Source organism: Mesorhizobium sp. M5C.F.Ca.IN.020.32.2.1 (assembly GCF_004023105.1).
GTDB classification, from domain to species: Bacteria; Pseudomonadota; Alphaproteobacteria; order Rhizobiales; family Rhizobiaceae; genus Mesorhizobium; species Mesorhizobium wenxiniae.
Genome location: NZ_RZSX01000894.1, coordinates 1 through 2,480 on the forward strand (window position 1 = coordinate 1; position 2,480 = coordinate 2,480).

General features: G+C 60.4%; 2 protein-coding genes. Both read right to left on the reverse strand.

The window, feature by feature from the left end:
* The coding region (gene tig / locus EOA86_RS30505) for a trigger factor (protein ID WP_128345023.1) at positions 1-1,086 on the reverse strand (1,086 nt) is incomplete at its 3' end.
* Positions 1,087-1,634: 548 nt separating this feature from the next.
* Positions 1,635-2,345 (reverse strand): hypothetical protein, encoded by a 711-nt coding sequence (locus EOA86_RS30510; RefSeq protein WP_128345021.1) that lies wholly within the window; start codon positions 2,343-2,345, stop codon positions 1,635-1,637.
* Between the last annotated feature and the right edge of the window lie 135 nt (positions 2,346-2,480).

Here is a 2,480-nt window from a genome sequence, read left to right on the forward strand (position 1 = left end):
AACCAGGCCGAGACGCACGCGGCGCTCGGCAAGCCGCATATATTCGGCGCGCGCCTCTTCTTCCGTCGTCTCCTCGTCGGCGAAGGTGCGGCCGGCGGCTTCCAGATCGCGGTTGACCTGATTCCAGATGTTGTTGAACTCGGCCTCGACGAGCTTCGACGGTGCCTCGAACGAGTAGGCGGCATCGAGCTGGTCCAGCAGCTGGCGCTTGATCTTCTGGCGCGTCATCGAACCGAACTGGTTCTCGATCTGGCCGCGCACCACTTCACGCAGGCGCTCCAGCGACTCCAGGCCGAGATTCTTGGCCATTTCGTCGTTGATTTCCAACGCACCGGGCTTGGAGACTTCCTTGACGGTGACGTCGAAGGTCGCTTCCTTGCCGGCCAGATGCGCCGCCTGGTAGTTTTCCGGGAACGTAACCGTGACCTGCGTCTCGTCACCGGCCTTGCTGCCGATGAGCTGATCCTCGAAGCCGGGAATGAATTCCTTGGAGCCGAGCACCAGCGGCTGGTCCGTGCCGGCGCCGCCGCTGAAGGCTTCGCCGTCGATCTTGCCGACATAGTCGATCGTCACGCGGTCGCCTTCGGCGGCCTTGCCGGCCTTCGGCTCATAGGTGCGCGCCGATTCGGCGACACGCTGGACCTGCTCGTCGATTTCCGAATCCGGCACGTCGAACACCTGACGCGTCACCTTGATGTCGGAGAAATCCTTGATCTCGATCTGTGGAATGATCTCGTAGTTCAGGCGGAACTCGAAGTCTGCGCCGCCGGCCAGGATCTTCTCGGCCTCCTTCTCGTCCTCGGTCATGATCACTTCGGGCTGCATGGCGGCCTTTTCGCCGCGCCCGGTAATGATCGAACGGGTCGAATCGTTGAGAATCTCGTTGACCACCTCGGCCATGAACGACTTGCCGTAGACCTTGCGCAGGTGCTGCACGGGCACCTTGCCGGGGCGGAAGCCGTTGATACGGACCTTGTTCCTGGCATCGGAAAGCCGCGCCATCAGCTTGGCTTCCATGTCACCGGCCGGCACGGTGATCTTGATCTCGCGCTTGAGACCGGAGTTGAGCGTTTCGGTGACCTGCATCATAGAACCTTTGTTTCCACCAATGAGGCAGCCAAACGGCTCCTGCCGTTTACAGCCTGCCGGTATATCTTGCCGGGAATGGCTTTTGGTGCGGGACTTGGCGATCTGTCCGCCCAACGCGGCTCAAATCCTTCAGAAATACGCTCCAAAATGTGAATAAGTCTTTGTTTTTCCTACTTCTTATCACATTCGGCAGAAGCGGATCGTCGCATCCCGTCACATTCGACACGCCTTTTGTCACAGGCGCGGCTAATTTTCAACCATCTTCGCGTCTACAGCGCCGCGCGTCCTCTTGGACGCGCAAAGGACGCTGTAGCACCTTGATTTTGGCGCCTAATCCTTTCCGAAAATCGATTTTCGATTTTCGGGATCATGCGCCGGCGAACGGCCCTTATTTTGACCGCGACATTGACAGAATGATGGCCCAGCGCAGCGATCCTGACGCAGAGAAGCCCGCCACTCGCAACGTGGCGGGCCGGCCGCGAGGCCAGGAGAGTATTTTCAAAGCCTCCATGGCGGATGCGACACCCCGTTTGCGCAACAGTCTCTCAGCGGCGTGCGATCAGCAAGCAAAGCTCACGTAGGTCGCGATCGTACGTGCCGCCGCTCCCGAGCACGTCGACGCAGCGCTTCTTCATGCGAGTCAGTTGGCTGCTGGACAACTGCGAGACCACGCTCGGCACGCTGGAAGTGCTCGGCGCCCCGGCTGTTCCAAGAGTTCCCAGCGTTCCAGGAGTGCCCGGTGTACCCAGAAGGCTTGCACCTGCAACGCCTACACCGGCACCCCGGGCGACACCACCAGTGCCACCACCATCGGCACCTAAGCCGACAGTTATACCCCTGGTGTCGCCGACACTTGCGCCTGCACCAGCAGTTATACCCCCGGTGCCGCCCATATTGGCGCCGGCACCAGCGGTAATGCCCTTGCTGCCGCCAATCGGCGCACCTGCGCCGGCATTCACCCCGCTTCGGCCGCCGATCGAAGCGCCGACACCCGCGGTAATGCGTTTCTTGCCGCCTATCGCTGCACCGGCACCGGCATTCACCCCGTCGCTACCGCCGATCGATGTACCGGCTCCTGCATTGATGCCGCCACTGCCGCCGATCGAGGCGCCAAGACCGGCGTTTACGCCGCCACTGCCGCCAACCGATGCGCCGGCGCCGACGCTAATGCCGCCTGCGCTGGAGGGTAAAGACAGAGATACAACAAGTGCACCACCGGCCAAAGCTGTGGCGAAACGCTTAACGACATTTGCCATGACACTCTCCTTTGGTAGTTACCTCAGCAGCAGTTTCATAGCCTGCTACTTTGGCGACAACGAACTCAGAGAGTTTTTGAATTTGCTTACCCGAATTTGTTTACGATCGTGACTTACGGGTAGCAAAACTGTCTC

What these genes read in the sequence shown, in the direction of transcription:
- EOA86_RS30510 (WP_128345021.1), bottom strand. Translation starts at nt 2,345, where the DNA reads ATGGCAAATGTCGTTAAGCGTTTCGCCACAGCTTTGGCCGGTGGTGCA.